Source organism: Chryseobacterium oryctis, from assembly GCF_025971925.1.
GTDB lineage: Bacteria > Bacteroidota > Bacteroidia > Flavobacteriales > Weeksellaceae > Chryseobacterium > Chryseobacterium oryctis.
This window is the reverse complement of the sequence record NZ_JAPDHV010000008.1, coordinates 1-11,461: the sequence shown is the minus strand read 5'-3', so window position 1 is coordinate 11,461 and position 11,461 is coordinate 1. Positions and strand designations below refer to the sequence as shown.

The window sequence follows — 11,461 nt, the reverse complement described above, 5'->3', positions numbered from 1 at the left end:
AATGAAATTACCAAAGTTTTTATTAGCAGATAATTCGGAATTTCCTGAGGATTTATTCGTTGTACATACAGAATATCCAAGATTTATCTTAAACGTTGAGGAAGAAGAAGTTGAGTGGCTAGATGATTTGGAAGGTGACGATGAAGAAACTATGGCTGACGAAGCTACAAAAGTAGTAGAAGCTGCGTTTAAATGGTGCGACGAAGAGTTGGCTAAATATGATGAAGAAGAGGAAGATTAATAACTCTAAAAACATAAAAAAGGAACTCAAATTGAGTTCCTTTTATTTTTTATTCAGCTTTATTGAATTTTAATAATAAGAGATTGTCTTTGTACAACTCCAATGTATTTCCTGAAACTACATACTTATTGGCTTTTCCCATCATATCCAAAAAGTTTTGTTCCACACTCATATTATCACAAGCCATTCTTGTAGAACCCATTTGCCCAGCTGCAAAATCACCTGTTGAAGCATCTACTTTCGCCGTTCCGAAATAATTATTACATCCGGCATTTCCACTTATTTTTTCTCCTTCAATATTTAAAGTCGGAATTTTACCTTTCACATTATCAACCAGCGTCCATTTTGTATTGGCCAATGAGGGTTGAGCTTTACCAACTTTTGATGCAGACGGGCTAGACATTGTACCACAAGATACCAAAACTGCTGCCGTACAAATACTTAAAAAAAGATTTTTCATTTTTTTCTTTTTTGATTTAATCAAATTTACGCAAATATTATTATTTGACCGATTTTCAAAGCATTTTTAATACTCTTTAACACCCATTTTACTATTTCATTTTTTAGCTTTTAAACAAAAAACGGACTTTTCAGTCCGTTTCTATAGTTATATTTATTTTTTTAATTATCCTCTCAATTCAGCATTAAATTCTTTTTGGAAAGATTTAATCAAAGAATCCATAACCGTCGCAATTTCCTTCTCCTCAAGTGTTTTTTCTTCATTTAAAAGCTCAAAACTCATTGCATAAGATTTCTTACCTTCAGGAAGATTTTTCCCTTCATAAACATCAAATAAATTGATATTTTTAATGAAAGGAGATTTATTCTTCTTAGCTGTTTGATACAAATCCTGGTAGTTAACATCCTTATCAATTAATAAAGCCAAATCTCTTCTAATTTTGTTAAACTTAGGAATATCTTTGAATTTCAATTCATTATTAGAACGTAATTGCTGAGCCAATTCTAATTCAATTTCAGCATAAAAACACTCTTGATCAATATCAAAATCTTTTAATATTTGAGGAGCAACTTTACCTATTCTCACTAAAGCCTTTCCGTCAGCTTCATATATTAAAGCATCAGAGAATCTCTCATCCGTTAATGCAACCTCTTTATAATCAATCGATAATCTTTCTAATAAAACCTTTACATAAGCCTTTAAATTATAAAAATTTGTTACAGATTTTGGTTGCAACCAGTTTTCAGCAACATCTCTTCCTGAAATCAATATAGCCAATTGTTTTCTTTCTTCGTATTTATCTCTTTTATGATAAATTTTCCCGAATTCAAAGAATTTGATATCCTGATTTTTTCTATTGATATTGTAGATTGCATTCTGAAGAAGACCTTCCATCAAAGATTTTCTCATAAATGCCAGATCACCACTCAAAGGGTTCAATAATTTCACAGCATCAGTTTCATCTTTTACAGATGTTAAGGAATTATTCATTACTTCATTGAAACCTAGAGCTTGTAAAGTTCTTGCCCAACTATTCTCTAATTCATCCTGATCCGCGGCATTTAACCTTACAGGAGTGAAGGAAATCTTTTGAGGAGCATCAATTTTATTGTAACCGTAGATTCTTAAAATCTCCTCAATAACGTCGATTTCTCTGGTTACATCTGCCCTGTAAGCTGGAACTGAAATTTCAAACCCGTTCTGGATTTCATTTAAAACCTTAATATCAAGAGCTTTTAAAATTTCTTTTACTTTCTCTCTGTGAATTTTAGTTCCCAGAATTTGCTCAATTTTAGAAAATCTAATGATTATATAATTATCTTCAATTTTCTTCGGGTACTCTTCCAATAGCTCTCCTACCAATTTTCCACCTGCTATTTCCTGAATCAGTTTAATAGCATGAGTAATTGCCGTTCTTGTAATATTAGGATCTACACCTCTCTCAAATCTGAAAGAAGCATCAGTATTCAGCCCATGGAATTTAGCTCCTTTTCTTACCGCTACAGGATTGAAATAAGCACTTTCTAAGAAAATATTTTTGGTTTCATTAGAAACACCAGAATTGGTACCACCGAAAACTCCGGCAATACACATTGGATTATCTTTTCCGTCCTTGATGATAATTTCAGAACCATTTAAAGTTCTTTCAACACCATCTAAAGTCGTAAATTTTGTACCTTCTTTTACAGTTCCTACTTTTACTTTTTTATCTGCAATTTTGTCTGCATCAAAAGCATGAAGTGGCTGACCTAAACCATGAAGAACGTAATTGGTAATATCCACAACATTATTAATCGGGCTTAAACCAATTGCTTTTAATCTGTCTTTCAACCAGGTTGGTGAATCGGCAACATTCACATTTTCAATGACAGCACCGATATATCTTGGAGCTAATTCAGCATCCTCAACTTCTAAAGAAAAATCATGAGAACCTTCATTATTTAAAGCTTCAGAAGAAATTTTTTCAAATTCAGATTTTTGCTGATTTGTTGAAAGGTAAGCATATAAATCTCTTGCAACACCGTAATGAGACATTGCATCGGTTCTGTTCGGCGTTAAGCCAATTTCAAAAACCTCATCGTTTGATAATTCAAAATAATCTGCAAAATTTTTCCCAACTTCATATTTTTCATCATCAAGAACCATGATTCCTCCGTGATCATCACTTAAACCAAGCTCATCTTCGGCACAAATCATTCCCTGAGAAACTTCTCCTCTTATTTTTGCTTCTTTGATTTCAAAAAAGTTTCCGGTTTTATCGTAAATTTTAGTACCAACAACTGCAACAGGAACAGTTTGCCCAACCTCAACATTAGGAGCTCCACAAACAATATTCAACACTTTTCCGTTACCTACATCTACTGTTGTTTTCTTTAATTTGTCAGCATTCGGATGTTTTTCACAAGTTAAAACTTTACCTACCACAATACCCTCCAAACTTCCTTTTACGCTTTCAAATTTCTCTATCCCTTCAACCTCAAGACCAATGTCAGTAAGGAATTCACCAATTTTTTCAGTTTTTAATTCCGTTTTGATATAATCTTTAAGCCAGTTGTTTGATATTTTCATCTGATAATTTCTATTTATTTTTTAGGACAGATGGAACCTTTCGGTTTCATTTCATCTATTTTGAAAATTTTATTTGAATTTTTCGAGCTACAAATATCGTGTTTTTTTTGAAAATTTCCTTATGCAGACTGTTATAATTTACTAATTTTGAATCTATATAAAAAGAAATTTCATTGTCTTCATTAACGAAAATCAGAACCTTAATATTGACTTTATGATAGTAATGAAAATATTAAAAAAGCTACATCAATAGATGCAGCCTCTTTCAAATTAAATCAATAACTATAAAACTTTTCGTTATTTTATAAATCATTCTCTTTTTTGAAGTCATCATCCAATAAGTCATATACCGCTTTATCTCTAAGCATTGTTTTGACTACAAACGGACAAGTAGGATAAATTTCAACATTCTCTTCTCTGGCAAAGTTCATCAATGCATTATACAGTTGTTTTCCGATATTTTTACCTTTAAACTCGTCATACACCAGAGTTCCGTTAGCATTGAAGTTCCCGTTTTCCATCCATTCGTATTTAATATATCCTGCTTCAATATCATTTACAAATACAACAAATCTTCCTTTATCCTCATCTTTTACATGAATTATTTTAATAACATCCATTTCACCTAATATTTAATTATAACTTGATTATAACTTGGCAGAATAAATCATTAAAACATTCCGTTAGTATTTGCTGATTGAGCCAACTCCGGAACACTTTGTAAAACATCCCAATGTTCAGTTATTTTACCTTCATGATTAAATTTAAAAATATCAACACCAGCAACACCAAGATCATTAGTATCATTACTATAAATATTCTTAAACTTCACATGTGCCCAAACATAATTTCCTGAAGCAATAATTTTATAAACTTCAACACTCATATTTGGAAAATCTACCAGTCTATCCTCAAAAGCTTTACCAGTACCATCTGCTCCTGTAGGAAGAAAAGGGTTATGTTGTATATATTCTGGGACAATGTATTTTCTAACTGATTTTAGAGGTTCTTTTTTATTGATCATTTCTTCATACAATGCTAACAAAGAATTTGAATTTCTTACAGCTTCTTTATCATTATGATTTATAATAATTTCCATATTTTATTTTTTTAGTGAGATTATTGAATAGTTTTTAAACGTTTAGCAGCCTGTTCTTCAAGAGTTGATTCTTTAATATATTTTAAAATTCCTTTAGCATCCTCTCCAACTGCTACACGTATAGGTGCTGGGTTTTGTTCAGAAATATCTACAATCTGCTTAGCTGCTTCATCTGCATCTAAACCTTGGGCCTGTCCTGAATTCATACGCTCAGCAAATTTGTTAAAAGTAGCTTCATAGTTTTTTGCTTGCTCCGAAGTAAAAGAATCACGCACTTTGTCAATAGCTGCAGCTGTTTTTGCAGGTCCTCCTGTAAGCATATTACCTGGCGCAACAATTATCACCTCTATTCCGAATTCCGCAAGTTCAGCACGATAAACAGTCATTAAAGCTTCTGTTGCCGCTTTACTTGCAGCCGACAATCCATTAAACGGACTAGGAAAATCAACACTAACGGTACTAATTTGCACTATTCTACCTCTAGTAGCTCTTAATGACGGAATAAAAGCATTGGTTACGGTTAATACACTGAAAGTATTTACTTCAAACTCTTTTTGAATCTCATTTTTCTTGATTATTTCTAAAGGTCCTGGTGTAAGGATTCCCACATTATTAACCAAAACATCAACTCTTCCATTAGATAATTCATTAACTTTTGATGCAAAACTTAAAATCTGTTCATCTTTAGTAAGGTCACACAATATAAGTTTCACATTACCATCAGATAACTCTTGTAATTCTTTAATTTGCTCATCATCTGTAGCCGTTCCAAAAACCTGATATCCACGTTTTACAAATTCTAAAGCCATATTACGTCCTAATCCACTTCCCGCTCCTGTAATAACAACATTTTTATTCATAATAATATTTTAAAGAATTATGGTATTTAAAATTGCAATACGTTTTTACCTCTGGTATGACCTTCCAGAATATAAGTATATGCTTCGGCTGCTTTTTCAAAAGGAAAAACCTTGTCCACTTCCCAATAAAACTTACCTTTTGCAACACCTTCAACCACATGTTTTAGGTTATTCACGTTTCTTTTCACCCAAACAGGCTTTACACGAGGTGAAGAAACAAGTTTACCTGCAATCGTACCTATAAAACCATCTGCTTTTACTGTACTTAAAGACGCCTGTGTAGCTTCTTCAGTTCCTGACATATCAATAGATGCGTCAAATGCTTCAGGATGAACTTCTTTTAAACGATCTACCAATCCTTCACCGTAAATCACAGGAACAGCTCCCAATTTCTTTAAATAATCCTGATTTTTAGAGGAAGCAGTGGCAACAACATCAATTCCTCTTTCTTTTGCCAACTGAATTGTAATAGAACCTACCCCACCTGAAGCTCCATGTATTAAAAGTGATTTTATATCTCCAATTTCATCTAAAATTGTAGAAGCAGTCTGTGAGACTCCTGCCAATGAACCAGCAACTTCCCAACTCATCGATTCTGGTTTAGAAATCAAATTTCCTATTGGAACATCAATCACTGTAGCGTGTGTAAAACTTCCTCCGGATCCTAAAACAGCATCCCCCACTTTGAATTGATTGTTATCAGAATTTATTTCCAAAATTTCCCCTGCAAACTCTGTCCCGAAAGTTTGGGGCATATTTCCATGCTTAAACTCTCCTGTCATTCTTCTGGCATCAATAGGATTTATACCTGCTGTTTTCACTTTTATCCTGGCCATATCAGAATTTAATGGAGGCAACTCCTGAGTATAAAATTCTAAAACTTTATCTGCTGAACCATATGACTGGGCTATTAAAACTGTTGTATTCATTATTAATTATTTTGTATTAACTAATTCAAAAGTACAATGTTTAAAAAAGTCAACCACTATGGGTTACTTTCAGGAAACCGATAACTTTCAGGTTACCACACAAGAATATGTATAAATAAAAAGAGAGACTTTATTTCTAAAATCTCTCCTTTTTATCTTTGTATAATTATTACAATCCGATTACTGGCATTGATAACATTAAGATGTTTTCATTTTCCTCAAGCCCATCCAATGGTTCAATGATTCCCGGTCTGTTTGGCTGAGACATTTTCATTGTAATATCGTCTGAACCAAGAATCGTTAACATTTCAGTTAAAAATTTAGAACTAAATCCGATATTGATATCTTCACCATTGTAATCACATGGAATCTGCATATCTGCCTTGTTTGCATATTCTGTATCTTCTGCATGAAGATGAAGAATATTTGCAGACAATTTGAATCTTACCTGATTCGTAGATTTGTTTGACATGATAGAAGCTCTCTTAATTGCACCCAACAAAAGATTTCTGTTGATTGTCAATACGTTTGGATTTTCTTTAGGAATAACCGCAGTATAATTCGGGTATTTCCCGTCGATTAATCTACAAATCCAGATATGTTTACCAAAAGTAAATTTAGCCATATTCTCATTGAAGTCGATTGTAACGTCTTCATTTGAACTTGCTAAAATATTTTTGAAAATATTTAAAGGTTTTTTCGGCATAATGAATTCCATTGGTTCGGCATTCATTAAATCCGTTCTTTTGTATACCACCAATCTGTGAGAGTCTGTAGAAACAAAGTTCGTTTCATTTTCTCCAAACTGGAAAAGAACTCCCGTCATTACAGGACGAAGAGAGTCGTTACTGGTTGCAAAAAGTGTATTGGTAAGCGCCTCAGACAAAACTCCTGCAGGCATTGTAACACTTTGTGAAGCATCAAACTCAGGCAATTCCGGATAATCATCAGCATTGTCTAATGCTACGGCAAAATTATCTTTTTCATCCAAAATTTCAAGCTGACTTCCGGTTCCTTCAGCGTTGTCCTTTACAGCTAACGTTAAAGGCTGCTCGCCATAAGTCTTGATAAAATCCTGAAAAATCTTAGCAGGAACAGCAAATTTCCCTGAATCATCAGACTTCACCTCAAGAGAAGTTACAAGAGTTGTTTCGCCATCAGATGCTGTAATGGTAACATTATTTTCGTTTAACTCAAAAAGATAATTTTCTAAAATCGGTCTCGATTGAGAACTTGATATTACGCCACTTACAGTTTGTAACGCTTTCTGCAGTTCACCACTTGAAATAATAAATTTCATAGATTTAAAAATAAGTTTCTACAAATATAATAAATAGAAAACAGATAGAAAAGAATAATCATGAGAGTTATTAACAACCATCATTAATCTGTTTTTAGACTTGAAATAATATTTAGATTTCTATAGTCATTAATTTTGATATCGAAAACCTCAGTTGTATAATAGCTGATATTCACTTTCTTATTTAGTAGACTGCCATATTCTTTGGGTAAATCAAGATTAGACTCTATAGTTGAAACCCAATACAATTTAGTTAAATTTTTATTATCTCCTACAATGTGAAATATAACAAAATTATCTTTTTCAATTTTTGAAACTATTCCATTAATCAGTAATTGAGAAGTTTCTGTTTCAGTAACAGTTTCTTCATCCTCCATTACTTTTGAAAAGACTTCAGGGCATTCATTCACCATCATCATTCCAACCTGTACACCAAAGTTTTCCATTTTTTTTTCATTGCCAATATCAGCAATTAGGTCGATCCCAAAATCTTTTTTAAGTTCTTTCTTATAAGGCGTAGAGTGTTTAAAAGCACATAACCCAAACTGCGTACTCATCTCTTTTTTTGTTTTACCTGTACCCTCAAGGCTTTTTATACATTCACAAACTTCACGAGAGAATTTTTGTTTATATTCTTGAGAAAAGGTGAAGCATGACATCAAAGTAAGCATTCCGACCAATAAATTCTTTTTCATTATTATTTTTTTCAAAGATAATTGATTCAACAAACAATATCCAAAAACTTATATTACATTTGTAAAAAAATCATGCGAAAACCGTCCATCCATAAAAGTTTTTTGAATGCTTTCAAGGGTGTGTTTTTAATGGTTAAAAATGAAAGAAATTTTCAGATTGAACTCTTAGCTTTCTTTATCAATCTTTTCCTGATTTTTTACTTTAAACCTTCTGTTGTCTCCCCTCCTATTCCAAGGTTGAAAAGTATAAGCTCATTACTTTCCTCGTGAAACTTTTGCAACGCAAATCTTTTCAGAATATCTACCCAACCTCCAAAAACTCCGTCATATTCACCATACGTAATGCTATCTCCGAAGAATAATCCATACATCATTTTCATAATTGTTTTTATTTGTGTCAAAGTACCGCAAATAGATTGAATTAGAAAAGCAACGCAAATATTTTTTTATTAATTCTTTTAAATGCCTTAGTCTTTATTTGGCAATAAAATATCAACTTCATAGCCTAACTCAGCAAGATAACCCAATCCGTTTTGTTTTTCTATTTTATTGGTTCCTACCCAACCGTTTTTTAGTCCCTGCAAAATGAGTTCTCTTATATATTTAGGTTCATTAATGTTGACTATTTCTTCTATCCCTTTTATTCTGTTCATTAATTTTACACCGGACTTTAAAATTTGTCCCATAAAATAATGATCAAGAGTGAGAAAATCAATCACTAAAGGTGTTTGCTTTTGTCCTTCTAAATATATTTTTACCGTTAGTGTACTCGTCTCGGTTCCTAAATGATATTTGTCGGTAACGGAATACAAATATTCTAAATTATCAATCGTTATTCTTCGTAGTTTTCTTTTCATTTTACCTTGGCATAAATTAAAATGATAGACTTGAAGTAAGTAGTAAACTAGTTCAACTTTGAACTTAACCCCGCATTTTGCAAAACCTATGTTAGCGGAAGTAATATTTCATTTCAGTAAATGTAATGGTTTTATCCATTTTTAGAATGTTTATCATTTCCAAGGTTTTATTTTCTATCTCGCAAAGTATATTTTTGTTTTCAAACATAAGTAGTAAAATCAAATAGTTTAAAAATACAAGTGAAATTTTATAGTTTGGGAAAAGGTATATAAATTTTATTAATGAAATTCTAAATTTTGGAAATGCTTCAATAAGTCTTTGTTCAAAATCATGTGAATTTTGAATATTCAATGCAATTAAAAAATTAATGTCACTTACTTCCCATTTTAAAATATCTATATCCAAAATGTGAACTAAATTTGGGTCAATATGGAGTTTAATTTCATTTCTTATTTTGTCATATATATCTGTTGAAGTAATTTCTTTTGGAACTGTTTTTAAGCTGTGTATATGATTTATTTCCTCATTCTTATTCTGATTTGTAATAAGGAATTCTTTTATTGATGTAATTAATTCTTTTGCAATTAAATAAATAAGCGGTTTTTCTGGCGAATTTTCTTGTTCAATTGAGTTTCCATTAGAATCTAAACCAGTAAATTGTAAATGTCCACCTCGTGTCACATTTGCATATTTTGTTCCTAGTTTTAAATCACTGTCAATATGTGCACCTCCATCTTTATTAACGATGTTTAAAACTAATTCTTTACGACTTATTTCTACATTGTTATTCCATTTAGTTATTATTCCATTCCACCAATTTTCAAAATTATTAATTAGAACTTTACTTTTATCAAATGATATAGGAGAAACTTTTATTGTATCATTTGTAAAAGTGTGAGAGAAATTTGGGAATAATGCCTCTTTTACTTTTGGAGCAACGAATTCATTAATTAAAACACTATCGAAATATGCAATTTTATCTTTAATATCAAGATGCTTAAGTAATGACTTTGATTGATTTGTGTCATGAACTAAAACTCTTATTGAAGTTGCTAATCGCATACTTTCAGCTTCAAGCCCATTATCATAATTTTGAATTGATGCTTCGATTAGTTGAATATGCTCTTTCAGTTTTCTTTCTAAATCTTGTTGTGTTAATTCGTTGTTTGATAGCATTTGTGTTCTGTTTGGAGATTATTTCTGCTAACGATTGGCTCGGCTTTGCGACAGCGACCGAAGGGAGATGTCGCAAGAACGGAAAAAGTATTGGCGAAGTGCGGGCTTAATTTGAACGAAAGTTCAAGTTCAGATCAATCGTAGCCAATATTTTTTCAATGGAACTAAGTTAATTAAAAATGTGGAATTGGAAAATATTGGCGGCTAAAAAAGTAGAGTAGTTCAACTTAGAGTTTAACCCCGCATTTTGCCAATACTATGTTATACGACGTTTTTTATGGCTTACAATGAATATAAACTTCTGTATTTGCTTCAAAGCAACTAGAAATTAGAGAAGAAATAAACCATAGAATTTGTATTACTTCATTTCTTTCACGAAATGATTCTCCATTCTTTAACTGTTGTAGTTTGTTTTCTAAGCCTGACTTCGAGATAAAATTTATAACAATATGTACTTGTTTTTTAATATTCGGATAACCCTTAACCTTTTTAAAATATGCAATTGTATCATTTGAATTTTGACCTGTACGAATTCTATTTATTTGAGTTTGCACAGAATCATTATTGTATAAATTATTCCAAAGGTTTTCTTTTATATCCCACTGGTTATCTGATGGAGATAAGTTTCCTAAATTTTTTAACGCTTGGCCAACGATATCTTGAAAATCCGAAGCAGAAAAAGCAGAATTTTTATACTTAGAATGATAAAATGCTATAGATTCTTCATCTAATCCTATATGATCTGCCCATTCTTTTGAAAGATCATCACAAACAAAATATTCATATTTTGTTTTAAACTTATTTTCTACAAATCCAAAAACCGACTGAGTATCGAATTCTTCGGAATCCGAACGAAATATACCTTTTTCGGATGTTACATTTTCAAGTTCTGGATGAGTTATGAATATTTTTAATGTAGCATCCAAATTTCCAAGTAATCTATTGTCTTTAAATAGTTTTCTGTTTGAATATATAAATTCTGGATTATCGAATGTTATGATATAACTCTTAGTCCAATTTATAACTTTTAGAATTGGATAACATAAACCTGTCTCATACTCAATATAAAGTTTTGAAAGTTTTTTTGAACGTAGGGTTATAGATTTATTATTTAAAAATAAACTTAAATCACTTACAATTTTATTTTTTATAGTAAAATTATCATCTGTATTATCTATTTCTAGTAAGTATTCAAATTCCTTTAATATTTGAATTAAATTAATTTCTCTTTCTAATACATCATCATTTTTTTTGATTTTCAAAAAACATCTTTTG

At 31.3% G+C, this 11,461-nt stretch carries 14 protein-coding genes; 2 read left to right on the top strand and 12 right to left on the bottom strand.

Annotated elements, in window-relative coordinates; genetic code table 11:
* Position 1 precedes the first annotated feature (1 nt).
* The gene (locus OH806_RS14655) at positions 2-241 is read left to right on the top strand and encodes a hypothetical protein (RefSeq protein ID WP_002977986.1); all 240 of its coding nucleotides are present in this window, start codon (positions 2-4) and stop codon (positions 239-241) included.
* A gap of 49 nt (positions 242-290) precedes the next feature.
* Here OH806_RS14655 and OH806_RS14650 read toward each other — a convergent pair whose 3' ends face one another.
* The 8 genes from OH806_RS14650 to OH806_RS14615 form a co-directional block, all read right to left on the bottom strand.
* Positions 291-701: an META domain-containing protein gene (locus tag OH806_RS14650; RefSeq protein ID WP_264744424.1), complete on the bottom strand. Its 411-nt coding sequence runs from the start codon at positions 699-701 to the stop codon at positions 291-293.
* Between the two features lie 165 nt (positions 702-866).
* Complete coding sequence (pheT, locus tag OH806_RS14645) at positions 867-3,269, bottom strand: phenylalanine--tRNA ligase subunit beta (RefSeq protein ID WP_264744423.1); 2,403 nt, start codon at positions 3,267-3,269, stop codon at positions 867-869.
* A gap of 302 nt (positions 3,270-3,571) precedes the next feature.
* Positions 3,572-3,889, bottom strand: coding sequence for a GNAT family N-acetyltransferase (locus OH806_RS14640; protein ID WP_264744422.1), 318 nt, complete (start codon positions 3,887-3,889; stop codon positions 3,572-3,574).
* Between the two features lie 50 nt (positions 3,890-3,939).
* On the bottom strand, positions 3,940-4,368 hold the full coding sequence (locus OH806_RS14635; RefSeq protein ID WP_264744421.1) for a nuclear transport factor 2 family protein: 429 nt from the start codon (positions 4,366-4,368) through the stop codon (positions 3,940-3,942).
* Positions 4,369-4,388: 20 nt separating this feature from the next.
* Complete coding sequence (locus tag OH806_RS14630; protein ID WP_264744420.1) at positions 4,389-5,228, bottom strand: SDR family NAD(P)-dependent oxidoreductase; 840 nt, start codon at positions 5,226-5,228, stop codon at positions 4,389-4,391.
* A gap of 26 nt (positions 5,229-5,254) precedes the next feature.
* Positions 5,255-6,157, bottom strand: coding sequence for an NADP-dependent oxidoreductase (locus tag OH806_RS14625; RefSeq protein ID WP_264744419.1), 903 nt, complete (start codon positions 6,155-6,157; stop codon positions 5,255-5,257).
* 169 nt (positions 6,158-6,326) lie between these two features.
* Positions 6,327-7,457, bottom strand: coding sequence for a DNA polymerase III subunit beta (dnaN, locus tag OH806_RS14620; protein WP_264744418.1), 1,131 nt, complete (start codon positions 7,455-7,457; stop codon positions 6,327-6,329).
* Positions 7,458-7,540: 83 nt separating this feature from the next.
* Complete coding sequence (locus tag OH806_RS14615; RefSeq protein ID WP_264744417.1) at positions 7,541-8,152, bottom strand: hypothetical protein; 612 nt, start codon at positions 8,150-8,152, stop codon at positions 7,541-7,543.
* A gap of 72 nt (positions 8,153-8,224) precedes the next feature.
* Here OH806_RS14615 and OH806_RS16565 point away from each other — a divergent pair, with 72 nt between their 5' ends.
* Positions 8,225-8,422 carry a diacylglycerol kinase gene (locus OH806_RS16565; RefSeq protein WP_319804135.1) on the top strand — a complete coding sequence of 66 codons (198 nt, stop codon included), beginning with the start codon at positions 8,225-8,227 and terminating at the stop codon, positions 8,420-8,422.
* On the opposite strand, the gene OH806_RS14610 is transcribed toward OH806_RS16565, so the two are convergent.
* From OH806_RS14610 to OH806_RS14595, 4 genes are all read right to left on the bottom strand, one after another.
* Positions 8,350-8,532 (bottom strand): SGNH/GDSL hydrolase family protein, encoded by a 183-nt coding sequence (locus OH806_RS14610; RefSeq protein WP_264744549.1) that lies wholly within the window; start codon positions 8,530-8,532, stop codon positions 8,350-8,352. The genes OH806_RS16565 and OH806_RS14610 overlap by 73 nt on opposite strands.
* A gap of 87 nt (positions 8,533-8,619) precedes the next feature.
* Positions 8,620-9,009 (bottom strand): hypothetical protein, encoded by a 390-nt coding sequence (locus OH806_RS14605; protein ID WP_264744416.1) that lies wholly within the window; start codon positions 9,007-9,009, stop codon positions 8,620-8,622.
* 91 nt (positions 9,010-9,100) lie between these two features.
* A complete protein-coding gene (locus OH806_RS14600; RefSeq protein ID WP_264744415.1) occupies positions 9,101-10,186 on the bottom strand; it encodes a hypothetical protein in 1,086 nt (361 codons plus the stop codon).
* Positions 10,187-10,461: 275 nt separating this feature from the next.
* Positions 10,462-11,461 (bottom strand): hypothetical protein (locus OH806_RS14595; RefSeq protein ID WP_264744414.1); only part of this gene is annotated, 1,000 nt, incomplete at its 5' end.

Excerpts from the sequence above, each read along its gene's own strand:
- OH806_RS16565 (WP_319804135.1), top strand. The coding sequence starts at position 8,225 with ATGCGAAAACCGTCCATCCATAAAAGTTTTTTGAATGCTTTCAAGGGT.
- OH806_RS14650 (WP_264744424.1), bottom strand. The coding sequence starts at position 701 with ATGAAAAATCTTTTTTTAAGTATTTGTACGGCAGCAGTTTTGGTATCT.
- pheT (WP_264744423.1), bottom strand. The coding sequence starts at position 3,269 with ATGAAAATATCAAACAACTGGCTTAAAGATTATATCAAAACGGAATTA.
- OH806_RS14655 (WP_002977986.1), top strand. The coding sequence starts at position 2 with ATGAAATTACCAAAGTTTTTATTAGCAGATAATTCGGAATTTCCTGAG.
- OH806_RS14610 (WP_264744549.1), bottom strand. The coding sequence starts at position 8,532 with ATGAAAATGATGTATGGATTATTCTTCGGAGATAGCATTACGTATGGT.
- OH806_RS14625 (WP_264744419.1), bottom strand. The coding sequence starts at position 6,157 with ATGAATACAACAGTTTTAATAGCCCAGTCATATGGTTCAGCAGATAAA.
- OH806_RS14630 (WP_264744420.1), bottom strand. The coding sequence starts at position 5,228 with ATGAATAAAAATGTTGTTATTACAGGAGCGGGAAGTGGATTAGGACGT.
- OH806_RS14605 (WP_264744416.1), bottom strand. The coding sequence starts at position 9,009 with ATGAAAAGAAAACTACGAAGAATAACGATTGATAATTTAGAATATTTG.
- OH806_RS14600 (WP_264744415.1), bottom strand. The coding sequence starts at position 10,186 with ATGCTATCAAACAACGAATTAACACAACAAGATTTAGAAAGAAAACTG.
- OH806_RS14615 (WP_264744417.1), bottom strand. The coding sequence starts at position 8,152 with ATGAAAAAGAATTTATTGGTCGGAATGCTTACTTTGATGTCATGCTTC.
- dnaN (WP_264744418.1), bottom strand. The coding sequence starts at position 7,457 with ATGAAATTTATTATTTCAAGTGGTGAACTGCAGAAAGCGTTACAAACT.
- OH806_RS14635 (WP_264744421.1), bottom strand. The coding sequence starts at position 4,368 with ATGGAAATTATTATAAATCATAATGATAAAGAAGCTGTAAGAAATTCA.
- OH806_RS14640 (WP_264744422.1), bottom strand. The coding sequence starts at position 3,889 with ATGGATGTTATTAAAATAATTCATGTAAAAGATGAGGATAAAGGAAGA.